Raw genomic sequence first — 12,200 nt, forward strand, 5'->3', positions numbered from 1 at the left:
CGGGTTGGGCACGTTGGTCGATTGGGTGCTCATGCATAGGCCTCCATGCCGGCGCCCTGTGCGTCGGCCGCCGGGTGGCGCCAGACCGAGCACGCGCCGAATTGCGCATGGGTGAAGCCGCTCTCGCGCACGCAGCCCAGCTTGGCAGCCAAGGCTTCCGAGCGGGTGTTGCCGTCAAGGATCATGCTGATCGGAGCCGTCCAGCCCAGCGCCTCATAGGCATAGGCACGGCCCGCCATGGCGGCTTCGGCGGCATAGCCCTTGCCTTCGATATCGCCCGCCCAGAGGGTCCAGGCGAGTTCCGGCTCGGGCCAGCCCTCGGGGAACCACGGGCCGGTGGTCCCGATGGCGCGGCCGGTGGTCTTTTCCTCGATCACGAAGATGCCGTAGCCGCGCAGCACCCAATGCCCGACGACATGCCCGAAGGACCGCCACGCGAGGTTGCGCTCCAGCGGGCCACCGGTGAAGCTCGAGCGTTCGCTGGCCTGATAGGCGGCGAAGGCGTCGAAATCCGACAGGCGCGGCGCGCGCAGGATCAGGCGCGGGGTCTCCAACTGGGGAACGGCAGCCTCGAAAGCTTGGGCGATGCTCATGCCGCGCCCTCCGGATGCACCCAGGCGTCGACGCCCTCTTCGATGGCCGCGGCTGCGGGGTCGATCACGCAACCCAAGCGACGGGCCAAAGCCTGCGAGCGGATGTTCTTCTGGTCGATGTAGCTGACGAAGCGCGTCCAGCCGAGGGTCGGACGAACCCAAGCCTGCACTGCCTGCGCGGCCTCGAAGGCATAGCCCTTGCCCTCGGTCTCGGCGGACCACATGGACCAGCCGATCTCGGGTTCGGGCCAACCAGCGGGGCGCCACGGACCGACCGAACCGAGCGCGGCGTCGCTGCCCTTCTCGGTGATGATGAACATGCCGAAATCGCGCAGTACCCAATGGCCGATCACATGGCCGAAGGCGCGCCAGGCCTTGCCTTCGTCCAGCTCACCCGGCCGCACGAATTCCGAACGGGCATCCGTCATGAAGGCGTGGAAGGCGGGCCAGTCGGCGGCAACCGGCGCACGCAGCACCAGACGCTCGGTGGTCAGCACGGGGGTGTTGGACAGCGTGACGCTCATGCCAGCCCCCGCAGATCATGCACGATCACCACGTCCGAGGCGTCGATCCCCTCGCGCTTGGTGTCGATGCGGCCACCGAGGCGCAGCGCCAGAGCGATGGAGCGTTGGTTCTTCGGGTCGATGATGTTGACGATATCGTCCCAGCCGAAATGCTGGCGAACCCAAAGCATCACCGCGCGGGCGGCCTCGGCGGCATAGCCCTTGCCCTCGGCATGCGGCGCGACCATCCAGCCCAGCTCGGCCTCAGGGAATTCGTCACCGTGGAAGATCCCGACCTCGCCCAGCCATTCGCCGGTCTCGCGATGGGCGACGCGGAAGGGGCCATAGCCCTTGAGCATCCACAAAGCCACATCGGCGGCCCAGATCCGCCAAGCGTGGTGACGGTGATAGGGCCCGCCCTCCCAGACCGCGCGGTCCGAGGCATGGTAGGCCGCCGCATGTTCGAAATCCGCCAACACCGGCGCGGACAGCACCAGCCGTTCGGTCACGAGGACCGGCACGGCAGGGGTCGCGAAGGGGAGGAGGGTTTCGTTCATCGGATCAGCGTTTCTTGCCGAAGCCCAGACCGGACAGGCCGCCCGGCAGGCCACCGCCGCCCAGCCCCGGCAGACCGCCCGGCAGCGCGCCGGTCCGGCCCAGCGCCTGCTGCGCGGCCTTCATGGCCTCGGGATCGGCCATCTGTTTCTGCATCTCGGCCATGTCAGGGTTCTTGCCGAACATCTGCTTCATGGCCTGCTTGAGCATCCCGCCCTTGCCCATCTTCTTCATGACGTCGGCCATCTGGCGCTGCATCTTCAGAAGCTTGTTCAGCTCGGAGACTTCCAGACCCGCACCCGCCGCGATGCGCTTCTTGCGCGAGGCCTGCAGAAGGTCGGGGTTCGCCCGCTCCTTCTTGGTCATCGAGTTGATCAGCGCGATCTGGCGCTTGAGCATCTTGTCGTCGAAGCCCGCGGCCTCGGCCTGTTTCGACATCTTCGCCATGCCCGGCATCATGCCCATGACGGACTGCATGCCGCCCATCTTCAGCATCTGATCAAGCTGCTGCTTCAGGTCGTTCATGTTGAACTGACCCTTCTGGAAGCGCTTCATCATGCGCTCGGCCTGTTCGGCCTCCAGCGTCTGCTGCGCCTTCTCGACGAGGGCCACGATGTCGCCCATGCCGAGGATACGGCCGGCGATCCGCTCTGCCTCGAAGCTTTCCAGCGCGTCGGTCTTCTCACCGAGGCCGACGAAACGAATGGGCTTGCCGGTCACCGCGCGCATCGACAGCGCCGCGCCGCCACGCCCGTCGCCGTCCATACGGGTGAGGACCACGCCGGAGATGCCGACTTTGCCTTCGAACTCGGTGGCGACGTTGACGGCGTCCTGACCGGTCAGGCCGTCGACCACCAGCAGCGTCTCGCGCGGGTTGACGGCATCGCGGACGGCCTGAACCTCGTCCATCAGCACTTCGTCGATATGCAGACGACCGGCGGTGTCGAGGAGGTAGACGTCATAGCCACCCAGCGTCGCCTGCGACTTGGCGCGCTTGGCGATCTGCACGGCGTTCTCGCCCTTGACGATCGGCAGGGTGTCAACACCGATCTGCCCGCCGAGGATCGCAAGCTGCTCCATCGCCGCCGGGCGGTTGGTGTCGAGGGACGCCATCAGCACGCGCTTGTGCTCGCGCTCCTTCAGACGGCGGGCGAGTTTCGCGGTGGTCGTCGTCTTGCCCGAGCCCTGCAGACCGACCATCAGCACCGGCGCCGGCGGGTTGTCGATCTTCAGCTTGCCCGGATCCTCGTCGCCTTTCAGCGTGGCGATGAGTTCGTCATGAACGATCTTCACCACCTGCTGGCCGGGGGTCACCGATTTGGTGACGGAGGCCCCGGTGGCCTTGTCCTGCACGCGCTTGATGAAGCTGCGGGCGACGGGCAGCGAGACATCGGCCTCCAGAAGCGCGACGCGCACCTCGCGCAGGGCGGCGGTCACGTCGTCGGCGCTGAGCGCACCGGCCTTGGTGAGGCGGTCGAAGACGCCACCAAGGCGCTCTGACAGGTTCTCGAACATGCGCGGTCCTTTCGGGACAGGCTTCGGGTGCACGGGGTTCCGCACCCGTGGGCGCAACGCGCTGACGGATGGCGATCCCCGCAAAAGCGATGGGACCGGACGCTTTGGGCATCCGGGGAATTGAGCCGCAGATAAGCGCGAGGGGCGAGAGAGTCAAGGAAATAGGGGCTGGCGACCCGTTGGCATCGATCCCCGCGCCACCCCGCCCGGAATCAAGGCGAAGCCGCCGGGCGAGCGCCGGCCCGTCCCGGCGGGCTGGCGCTTGGGGACCTTGCGCTACGGATCGAGGTCATCTGGGCCTGACGCCATAAAGCGAAGACCACGGGTGTTGCGGCGCCATCCCACGGCCCGGCGCACGCCCGGCTTACCGTTGATGGCGGGATGCATCCGCGCCGGAATATGCTACCACCGGTCCCGGCGCATTTCCGCCAGCCTCAGTAAAGACCTTTCAGATGTTCGTTCTCGCCGACCACAACCCGACGCGGCATATCCGCTTTCCCTTCGTCAACTGGGCGATCATCGTCGCCTGCCTGCTGGTCTTCGTGCTGCAGGTGCCTTGGCCCGATTACGCCTTCACCCCCGCGACGCTGCACCGGGTCGGTGGCCTCAACCCGCCCGGCGGCACGCCCGAGGTGATCGGCCAGATGGTCAGCTACATCTTCCTGCATGCGACTTGGCTGCATCTTGTCGGCAATATGCTGACCCTCTGGGTCTTCGGCGACAATATCGAGGACGCGATGGGGCATGTCCTGTACCCCGTCTTCTTCGTCCTCTGCGGCATGGCCGGCGCCGGGGCCGAGGCTCTGATGACCGCCCAGCCCGAGGTCCCGGTGATCGGCGCCTCCGGAGCCATCGCCGGGGTGATGGGCGCCTATCTGCTGCTGCATCCCCGCGCGCATGTGCTTGTGCTAGTGGGCCTGCGCGTGCCGCTGCTGGTCCCTGCCGGCGCGGTGGTGGGGCTGTCGGTGGTGCTGGACCTGATCTCGGCTCTGGCCGTCGATCCCGGCGAGGCCAGCGTCGCCTTCTGGGCCCATGTCGGCGGCTTCGCGGCGGGCTCGGTGCTGATCACCGTCATGCGCTGGCGCGACGTCCCGCTGTTCCAACCGCCCCAGCCGCATTCCGAGCCCGGGTTCCTCGGTGCCGGTCGCTGGCTGCCCCGGATCGGCGTGTCGCGCCCCGGTGGCTCGGCCCTGTGGTTCTGGGTCAAGGCGGCGGTGTTTTTCTTCGTGATCTCGCTGCTCGTCGAGACCTTCCTTGCCTGAGAGGGCCGACTAGCGCTAAAGGGCCGCCATGCTCACCGTTGCCGCACTCTACCACTTCACCCGCTTCGACGACCCCGCTGCGATCAAGGGGCCGCTGGCGAAGCTTTGCTGCGCGCAGGGGGTGAAGGGCTCGCTCCTGCTGGCGCCCGAGGGGATCAACGGCACCATCGCCGGCACCCGCGAAGGCATCGACGCGGTGCTGGCGCATATCCGCGCCCTGCCCGGCTGCGCTGGCCTTGAGTGGAAGGAAAGCCCGGCCGAGACCATGCCCTTCGGCCGCATGAAAGTGCGTCTGAAGCGCGAGATCGTCACCATGGGGCAACCGGATGTGGACCCGCGCGCCTCGGTCGGCCATTACGTCGCGCCGGATGAGTGGAACGCGCTGATCTCGGCCCCCGATGTCGCGGTGATCGACACGCGCAACGATTACGAGGTGGCGATCGGCTCCTTCGAGGGCGCGGTCGATCCCGGCACCACCAGCTTCGGCGAATTCCCCGGCTGGTGGGAGGAGAACAAGCACCGCTTCCACAACAAGCGCATCGCCATGTTCTGCACCGGCGGCATCCGCTGCGAGAAATCGACGAACTGGCTGCTGCAGCAGGGCGTCGAGGAGGTCTATCACCTCAAGGGCGGGATCCTGAAATACCTGGAGGACGTGCCCGCCGAGGACAGCCTCTGGCACGGCGGCTGCTTCGTCTTCGACCAGCGCGTCGCGGTCGGGCACGGGCTGACGCCGACCGGCCATGTCATGTGCCACGCCTGCCGCCGGCCGCTGGTGCCCGAGGATCTGAGCCGTCCCGAGTATGAGGACGGCGTCAGCTGCCACCATTGCCTGTCGGAATTCAGCGACGAGCGCCGCGCCGGTTTCCGCGAGCGGCAAAAGCAGGTGGCGCTGGCCGAACAGCGTGGCGAGCGGCATCTCGGTCGGGAATAGCGGCGCAGCGGTGGGATGAAATCCCACCCTACGGGTGTCGCGCGGGCGATGTAGGGTGGGGTTTCACCCCACCTTTGCGCTTACCGAAGACCGGCCAGAAGCGTCGCCGCCCAGAGCATGCCGCCCGACAACAGCGCCGTCGCCGGCACGGTGATTACCCAGGCTGCCAGGATCGTCAGCATATGCGAGCGCCGGACGACTTTGCGCCGGGTCCGTTCCTCGACCGGCAGGGCCGAGAGGTCGCGGCTCTGTTTGAGGATCTTCTCGTGGTACCATTCGCGGTAGAAGCCCACGCCGAAGATCCCGCCGATGGCGATATGCGTTGAGGACACCGGCAGACCCAGCCACGAGGCCACGATCACCACCACCGCCGCCGCCAGCGCCACGCACCAGGCGCGCATCGCGTTCAACCGGGTGATTTCCGAGCCGACGATGTTGATCAGCTTCGGCCCGAACAGCATCAGGCCCACCGACAGGCCCAAGGCGCCGACGATCATCACCCAATACGGGATCTGCACCCGGTCGCCCGAGGCCCCGTCCTGCACCGCATGCACGATGGCCGCCAGCGGCCCCACGGCATTGGCCACGTCGTTGGCGCCATGCGCAAAGGACAGCAGCGCCGCCGACAACACCAGCGGGATCGAGAACAGCGCCTTCAGCGACTTCGTCCGGTTCTCCAGCCCGCGCGACTGGCGGGCAATCACCGGGCGCATGATCAGCGCCAGCGGCACCGCGACGATCAGGCCGATCAACACGGATTCGCCCAGCCCCAGATGCACCAGCTTCTTCAGGCCCTTCATCGCCATATAGGTGGCAAACACCCCACCCATGACGCCGATCAGCACCGGCACCCAGGTCCGGGCCGCGGCCAGCTTGTCCTCGCGGTACAGGATGCGGTTGTTCAGGATCGCCAGGAACAGCGCCGCGATGACCCCGCCCATCAGCGGCGAGATCACCCAGCTGGCCGCAATCGCGCCCATCACCGGCCAGTTGACCGCCGAGAGGCCCGCGGCCGCGATACCTGCGCCCATCACGCCGCCGACGATCGAATGCGTGGTCGACACCGGCGCACCCATTGCGGTGGCAAGGTGGATCCAGAGGGCCCCGGCCAGCAGCGCCGCCATCATCGCCCAGACGAAGATCGCCGGCTCGGCTACCGATTCCGGTGCAACGATGCCGCGCGACACGGTCGAGACCACGTCCCCCCCGGCCAGAAGCGCCCCCGCCGTCTCGCAGATGGCGGCGATCAGCAGCGCGCCGCCCAGCGTCACCGCCTTCGCGCCCACGGCCGGGCCCATGTTGTTGGCCACGTCGTTGGCACCGATGTTCAGCGCCATGTAGGCGCCGATCGCGGCAGCAATCACCACCACCCAGGTGCCCGGACCGGCCCCCGTGATGGTCGCGGCGCCCAGCGCGGCGAGAACGATGAAGACTAGCGCGATGCCCGGGCCGACCAGCGGCCGCGCGGTGAAAAGGGTCGCCTGTTCAAGAAGCCCGATACGCCCGAGGTCCTTGTCGAGCGTCTTGATGGCCTTGGCATTCGGATCGGCAGGAGAGGTCATTGCAGGCCCCGTGTCATAAAACTGTTACGTTGCCCCTAACGCGCAAGCCGAGGCATCACAACAGCAGAGTCAGGCCAAACGCTTAAGAATCTCTCGCAGTTCGGGCTCTGTGACGGCCTTTGCGGCTTCGCCCGGCTTCATCCAGGCGCGAAGGCGGCGGCCCTTCTCGGGATAATCGTCGCACAGCTTGTCGACGTCGATACGGTAGACCCAGCACCGGCAGGACACGGGCACACCGCCCTTGACGATCTTGCGGTAGGTGAAACTGCCCAGCGCGTCTTCGTCCAGATGCCCTTTGACACCGGCTTCTTCCCAGGCCTCCTGCGCGGCGGCCTGCCCCATCGAACGGCCCTCCATCGGCCAGCCCTTGGGCACGATCCAGCGCTTGGTGGTCAGGCTGGTGATCATCAGGACTTCGGCGCCCTTCTTGCCTTTCCGCATGCACAAGGCGGCGGCCTGAACGAATTCAGGACGCTTGAAGACCGGCTCGACGAGCGAGCGGAAAGCGGAAACGGCGCTGGCTTTCATCCGATACTGCTGACCTCCGTGGCGGTCCTTCCGCGGGCCTCAGAGAGGCAACCGACCGGAACCGCACATTATCGAAAAATTATTAACATCTATGAAACGCAATCATTCCGTTTCGTCAACTCGTCCGCGCAGCGATTTGACCGCGCCACGCTTGGTTTTTGTGTCCATGCGGCGTTGCTGGCTACCATAGCTCGGTTTTGTTGCAATCCGACGACGCGGAGCAATGGTGGCCTGCCGGATAAGCTCGACAAGACGCTCGCGGGCGATTTCCCGGTTGCGCGCCTGACTGCGGGTATCCTCAACCCGCAGGACCAGCGCCCCGTCCAGCGTCCAGCGCCGTCCGGCCAGCCGCTTCAGCCGCGCCTTGACCGCCGGCGGGAGAGCGGGCGAGCGTTCTGCTTCGAACCGCAGCTCGACCGCTGTCGAAACCTTGTTCACATTCTGCCCCCCGGGCCCCGAGGAGCGGGTGAAGCTTTCGGTCATCTCCCAATCCTGGAGGACGATCTGGTCGGTCACGTAGAGCATAGGGTTCAGATAGAGTGTTGCGGGGTCAATTCCATGCGGGACAATCGAAAGGGCCGCCCGGCTATTCGAGCGGCCCTCACGAGCTTCAGGAGATGGAACCGGTTAGAAACTGGCTCAATCGTGGGTTATCAGCCTGACGGGCTGCCGTCAGCTTTTGCCCCCTCCGACTGTCCCGACACCTCTCTCCAATATCACTCTCGACACTGGACCACCTCCTTTCGCTGGGTTGAACGGTAAGGCGATGGTGGCACAGATCTGGTGTTTGTCAAAAGTTTTCACGCCAGTTTTTGCGTCATTTTCCCGGTGATGATGCGGAACGGCACCAAAGCGATCAGGGCCAGGGAAATCTTGACGATCCAGTCGGCAATCGCGAGAGAAACCCACAAACTTGTCATCGGACCGACACCAAGGGCTGGCACCATTTCCTGCGCCCAGCTAACATCCGCCGCCGGCTCCAACCAGGTGAAGGCGGCTGCGAAAGCCACCGAGAAGAAGATCGCGGTGTCCAGCGAGGCCCCGATCAGCGTCGAGACCAGCGGGGCTTTCCACCACGTCCGGCCCGAAATTGCGGCAAACACGCCGATGTCGGTCATCTGCGCCACGAGGAACGCGACGCCCGAGCCCACGGCGACGCGCAGCGTCACGGCGGGGAATTCATAGCCGTCGCCCTGGATCATGATCTGCGTGCCGATCAGCGAGCAGGCGACGCCGACGGCGAAGCCTGCCCAGACGACGCGGCGCGCGGCCTGCGGGCCATAGACGCGGTTCATCACATCGGTGACGAGGAAGGCGAAGGGATAGGTCAGTGCGCCCCAGGTGAGCCAGTCACCAAGGAGGAACTGCACGAGGATATTCGAGGCCACGACGATGGCGGCCATGGCTAGGATGCCGGGCAGGTAGATGCGGGTCATATCTCTGAAACCGTTTTTACAAGGTGGTCGGGGACTTGGTCCTACGCCGTATCGGCGGCGTGACGACGCGCCCCTCTACGCCTGTCGAGCCTGTCTGGCAAGGGCGGATCGCGCCGGCTGACGCCACCGGCGGGCTGATGCCGATGTGATCGACCACGGTCGAACTTGGTCGGGCCGGGTCTTTGCAGACGGGGGATCAGTGCTATCGTTACCGCGATTGTTTTATCCCCGAGGAATTTCCGATGCCGTCCTTTACCCCTCTGCGCCGCTCCCGCCTCCACGGCTCGACCGCCGTGCTGGCGCTGTCCGTTGTCCTGTCCCTGCCGGTGACCGCCGTCGCGCAGCAGGCCACGACCATGCCGCCCCCGGCCCCGGTCGTCGTGCCAGACACGCAGGCGGCCCCGGTCGGCGAGGAATGGGCGAGTGTCGAACGTCTGGGCTTCCGCTTCGAGATGCCCAGCGACATCCCGGTCGAGGAAGACAGCGCCGGCTATTACGCCGTCAGCAGCTTTGACGCCGAGCGGACGCAGGGGATGTATCTGTCGGCCCAGCGCCTCGACGCCGAGCAATTCGCGGGCCTGCCCGAAGCCGGGTCCGAGGCGATGCTGGCCTTCCTCGGGCAGATGACACGGGTGACGATGGCCGCCACCGGCGAAGAGCGGCAGATCGGTCGGTTCACGTTGGTCGAGTATCGCGGCAGCGCCGTCGACGCCGAGGGGATCGAGCGCAACGCTGTCGTCTACATCTCGCAAGAGCTGAACGAGGGCGAGGCGATGATGGTCGGCGTCGTCTCGGCCGGGATCGGCGGCGCGGTCGTCGGCACCATCGAGGCGCGGTTCCTCAACAGCTTCACCGTGGTGGAGCCCGACACAAGTGCCGAGCCGGACACACCGGACGACGACGGCGCGCAGGATGAGGCCGAGGGCGTGGTCATCGCCGAGGCACAGGGCGGCGTGACGATTGCCGAGCCGATGGTCGATGGCGTGCGTTTGGCCGAAGCCGAACCCAACGACGGTGAAACGACCGCCGACGCCCCGGCTGCAACGGAGGAAGCGCCCGCTGAGACGGCCGACGCGGTCACCGAGGCAGCGCCGACGCAGACCGAGTTGATGCTCGACCGGGTCCTCGCCGCGGTCGAAGCCATGCCCGATCCGTCCGGCACCGTGCCTGAGGGCTGGACCAGCATCGAACGCTTCGGCCTGCGTATCGCTGCGCCTCCGGGGCTGGAGCTGACCCGCGATGTCACCACCCCGGTGCGCGACATGGCGCTGCGCGGCACGCCCGACGGCTCCGAGGGCGAGGCCGGCGTGGCAATGTCCGTCTTCCCCGCCGAGCGCCTGCCCGCCGCCCCCACCGACCCCGCCTTCACCGAGGCGTTGTTGGGCGGTGAAAGCGGCCTGTCGGCGGTCAGCGCGCGCCGGGTGATCCTTGGCGACCGAATGCTGCTGACCTTCGTGACCGTCGATGCCACCGACGAGGGTGAGGCCAATCGCATCGGCGTCTACCTCGTGGATCTGGAAGCCAACGACGCCGACGAGATCCGCCTGATGGGCTTCCGCGCCGAGGGCGTGCCCGAGGAAGACGCGCTGCAGATGGCCGCGGGCGTTCTGGCCTCGCTGGCCGTCGCGACCCCGGCAGAGGAGGCCCCTGCAGACACGCCCGAGGAAACGCCCGTTGCCGAGGTCGAAGTGCTCCCCGACGGACAGGTCACGTTGCGCCCGGCTGACGGGGCCACGGTCGTGGATCTGGTCCGTCGCCGCAACAGCACGGAATTGTTCCTCGCCGATGCCGATGGCACGCGTCACACCCTCGTCGCGGCGGGGGATTTGCGGCGCGGAGTGGAGCAGCAGCTGCGGCGCATGCTCAACGGTCTGGATGCCTTGGTCGAAACCGAGCTCGACGGCCAGCCGGTCTGGGTGATCTATGGCCCCTCGACCCGCGATTTCGACCAGAACGAGATCGGTGCCGAGGCCGGCTATCCGCTGCGCGTGTTCGTCCCGCAGGGCTGTGTCGATGGCGAGCCCCCCTACATGGCCGCGATCATGGCCCAACCCGGCGATGAGGCCCGCCTCGATGCCGCGCAGGCCGCCCTGTCCCTGTCCCTGCCCGCCGGCGCCGAGGCCTGCCCGCCCGAATTGATGGACCGCGTCCGCGCCGCCCTTCCCGACAGCGAGCCGCAAGCCACGACCCTGCCTGAAACACCGTCCGAGGAAGCCTACGAACCCGCTCCCTTCGTCTTGGGCGAGGTTCCGGCGGATTGGGAGCGGATGACGCGCTTCGGCCTCGATTTCGCGGTCCCGCCGGGCATGACCCTGCGCCGGGAACGCACCGGGCGCTCGGAGATGGAGCTGTGGTTCCAAAGCCCCGACCGGCAGGCCGATGTCAGCACCGAGATCATGATGCGCATCTTCACCCCCGCGTCGATGGCCGGGATGCCGCGACAGTCGCCGGATGACGAAGGCTTCGCCGAGATGCTCAGCGGTTTCGCCTCGATGCCGATCACTGACAGCGGCGAGACGGTCACCCTCGGCGACCTGCGCCTGCGCCTGCTGCGCGGGGCCGAGGTCATCGGCGGCGAGCGTGTTCAGGTGCTCTATGCCGTGGCCGAAGCCCCGGCGGGCGACAACCTGATGCCGTGGCTGGCCGTCAAGACCGAGGGCCAGTCGCCCGAGGCCGCCGAGGCGATCCAGCGCGCCTTCCTGTCCAGCCTCGGCGGAACACCGGCGGTCGAGGAAGCGGCCACGACACCGGGGGCCGAGATCCCGATGCCCCCGCCCTCGCAACTGCCGCCGCAAGGCAGCCTCGACGACAAGCCGGAACCGCAGGCCAGTGCGCCCGTCGCGCCCACGCCGCCGGCCGCCGACTCCTCGGTCGCGATGAGCGAGGCCCGCGCGTGGGAGGCCGCCCGCCAGTCGAACACCGCCGAGGCGATGCTGGCCTATCTGGCGCAATATCCGCGCGGGCTGCATTCCGGCGACGCGCGCGGCTGGCTGCATGCGCGCGACATCTACGCCCCGGACGAGGTCCGTCCCGATCCCGTGAGCCCGCCGCCGGTCGTGGCCCCCGTTGGCCCGCAGCGCCCCAGCGATTTCGAGGCCTGGGACATGGCGCGGGCCGATGGCCGGGCCGAGGGGATCTGGACCTATCTCAAAATGTACCCCGAGGGCGGCTTCGCCTATTTCGCCCAGACCCTGCTGGCGCGCCACCTCGCCGGTGAGACGCCGACGCCGTTCACCGAAGCCCCGGCGGCACCGATGCCGGGTCGTCCCGATCCGCGGCCGATGAAATAACCGATCCCGGCCCCATTCACGG

The 12,200-nt window shown here is 67.3% G+C and carries 11 protein-coding genes; 3 read left to right on the top strand and 8 right to left on the bottom strand.

Going from position 1 to position 12,200, the window contains the following annotated elements; all coding sequences use genetic code 11:
- Window positions 1-29: 29 nt before the first annotated feature.
- Genes BCY78_RS11445 through ffh form a run of 4 tightly spaced genes read right to left on the bottom strand, consistent with a single transcriptional unit; the run spans window position 30 to window position 3,166 of the window.
- A complete protein-coding gene (locus BCY78_RS11445; RefSeq protein WP_068301688.1) occupies window positions 30-593 on the bottom strand; it encodes a GNAT family N-acetyltransferase in 564 nt (187 codons plus the stop codon).
- On the bottom strand, window positions 590-1,117 hold the full coding sequence (locus tag BCY78_RS11450) for a GNAT family N-acetyltransferase (RefSeq protein WP_068301690.1): 528 nt from the start codon (window positions 1,115-1,117) through the stop codon (window positions 590-592). Before BCY78_RS11450 ends, BCY78_RS11445 begins: the two co-directional genes overlap by 4 nt.
- A complete protein-coding gene (locus BCY78_RS11455) occupies window positions 1,114-1,653 on the bottom strand; it encodes a GNAT family N-acetyltransferase (RefSeq protein WP_068301695.1) in 540 nt (179 codons plus the stop codon). Before BCY78_RS11455 ends, BCY78_RS11450 begins: the two co-directional genes overlap by 4 nt.
- 4 nt (window positions 1,654-1,657) lie before the next feature.
- The gene (gene ffh, locus BCY78_RS11460) at window positions 1,658-3,166 is read right to left on the bottom strand and encodes a signal recognition particle protein (RefSeq protein ID WP_068301697.1); all 1,509 of its coding nucleotides are present in this window, start codon (window positions 3,164-3,166) and stop codon (window positions 1,658-1,660) included.
- A 452-nt stretch (window positions 3,167-3,618) separates the two neighbouring features.
- Here ffh and BCY78_RS11465 point away from each other — a divergent pair, with 452 nt between their 5' ends.
- Window positions 3,619-4,428 (top strand): rhomboid family intramembrane serine protease, encoded by an 810-nt coding sequence (locus tag BCY78_RS11465; protein ID WP_068301699.1) that lies wholly within the window; start codon window positions 3,619-3,621, stop codon window positions 4,426-4,428.
- A 28-nt stretch (window positions 4,429-4,456) separates the two neighbouring features.
- A complete protein-coding gene (locus tag BCY78_RS11470; protein ID WP_068301701.1) occupies window positions 4,457-5,362 on the top strand; it encodes a rhodanese-related sulfurtransferase in 906 nt (301 codons plus the stop codon).
- An 80-nt stretch (window positions 5,363-5,442) separates the two neighbouring features.
- Here BCY78_RS11470 and BCY78_RS11475 read toward each other — a convergent pair whose 3' ends face one another.
- The 4 genes from BCY78_RS11475 to BCY78_RS11490 form a co-directional block, all read right to left on the bottom strand.
- Window positions 5,443-6,924, bottom strand: a complete 1,482-nt coding sequence (locus BCY78_RS11475) for an inorganic phosphate transporter (RefSeq protein WP_068301703.1) — start codon at window positions 6,922-6,924, stop codon at window positions 5,443-5,445.
- Window positions 6,925-6,993: 69 nt separating this feature from the next.
- On the bottom strand, window positions 6,994-7,452 hold the full coding sequence (locus tag BCY78_RS11480; RefSeq protein ID WP_068301705.1) for an NUDIX hydrolase: 459 nt from the start codon (window positions 7,450-7,452) through the stop codon (window positions 6,994-6,996).
- A 102-nt stretch (window positions 7,453-7,554) separates the two neighbouring features.
- Complete coding sequence (gene arfB, locus BCY78_RS11485) at window positions 7,555-7,977, bottom strand: alternative ribosome rescue aminoacyl-tRNA hydrolase ArfB (RefSeq protein ID WP_068301711.1); 423 nt, start codon at window positions 7,975-7,977, stop codon at window positions 7,555-7,557.
- 275 nt (window positions 7,978-8,252) lie between these two features.
- Entirely contained in the window at window positions 8,253-8,888 is a 636-nt protein-coding gene (locus BCY78_RS11490) for a queuosine precursor transporter (protein WP_068301713.1), read from the bottom strand.
- Window positions 8,889-9,130: 242 nt separating this feature from the next.
- On the opposite strand from BCY78_RS11490, the gene BCY78_RS11495 reads away from it, so the two are divergent.
- Window positions 9,131-12,178 carry a hypothetical protein gene (locus BCY78_RS11495; protein ID WP_068301714.1) on the top strand — a complete coding sequence of 1,016 codons (3,048 nt, stop codon included), beginning with the start codon at window positions 9,131-9,133 and terminating at the stop codon, window positions 12,176-12,178.
- Window positions 12,179-12,200: the final 22 nt, after the last annotated feature.

The sequence above is a fragment of the Pararhodobacter sp. CCB-MM2 genome (genome assembly GCF_001691415.1).
In the GTDB taxonomy this organism is placed as follows: Bacteria; Pseudomonadota; Alphaproteobacteria; order Rhodobacterales; family Rhodobacteraceae; genus Pararhodobacter.